The sequence below is a fragment of the Pseudomonas sp. MD195_PC81_125 genome (assembly GCF_014060985.1).
Taxonomy (GTDB): Bacteria; Pseudomonadota; Gammaproteobacteria; order Pseudomonadales; family Pseudomonadaceae; genus Aquipseudomonas; species Aquipseudomonas parakoreensis.
In genome coordinates this window covers 1-1,007 of the sequence record NZ_JABULD010000692.1, presented here as the reverse complement: position 1 = coordinate 1,007, position 1,007 = coordinate 1, and the positions used below count along the sequence as shown (strand labels likewise).

Annotated in this window: 1 pseudogene; it reads right to left on the bottom strand. The window is 63.9% G+C overall.

The annotated features are described in order from the left end of the window. Positions 1-69: 69 nt before the first annotated feature. Positions 70-1,007: pseudogene (locus HT737_RS27230) on the bottom strand (AMP-binding protein); the annotation flags it as partial.

The following is a 1,007-nucleotide window of genomic DNA, read 5'->3' as shown; positions in this document are numbered from 1 at the left end:
TCTTTTGATCTTGCTGTTAAAAGCCAAATCAAAAGATCGCACCTGCGGCAGCTCCTGCAGGGTTCGGCGTCAGAGCCGGCGTTTGCGGGCCAGGCTCGGGGATGGTGGTTGGCGGGGATCRMCACTTGCTGCGCCTCGGGTGTGGTGCTGAGCGCCAGCGCCGCCAGGGTCGGCTGACTGAACAGCGCCCGGGCGTCGGTGTGCAGGCCGCTCTGGCGCATGCGCGCCACCAGACTCACCGCCAACAACGAGTGCCCGCCCAGTTCGAAGAAGTTGTCGTGACGACCGACCTGTTCGACGCCGAGCACCTCGCCCCAGATCCGCGCCAGCGCGTTTTCGACTTCACCCTGGGGTTCCACGTATGGGCGGTTGATCACCGCATCTGCCCCCGGCTCCGGCAGGGCTTTGCGATCGACCTTGTCGTTCGGTGTCAGCGGCAACGCGTCAAGCAATACGAACGCACCGGGCACCATGTACTCGGGTAAACGTTCCAGCACATGCGCGCGCAGGGTTTCCAGTGACGGCGCGTCGATGCCGGCGCGCACGGTGTACCAGGCCACCAGACGCTCATCACGCACCATCACCACCGCTTGGCGAATCGCCGGATGTTCGATCAACCGTGCCTCGATTTCTCCCGGCTCCAGACGCAAGCCACGCAGCTTGATCTGGAAGTCGTTGCGGCCGAGAAATTCCAGATCCCCATGATTGTTGTAGCGCGCCAGATCTCCCGTGCGGTACAGCCGATCCCCCGGCACAAACGGGCTGTCGATGAAGCGCTCGGCCTGCATCTCCGGCAAACCGTGATAACCGCGCGCCACGCCGACGCCACCGATGTGCAACTCGCCACTGACGCCTTGCGGTACCGGTTGACCGTAGGCATCGAGCACGTACAACCGGGTATTGCTCAGTGCGGTGCCGATCGGCACCACGTTGTCCGGCACCGGCATGTCCGGTTCCAGCGTCCAGCCCGTGCTGTCCACGGTGGTTTCGGTCGGGCCATAAACGTT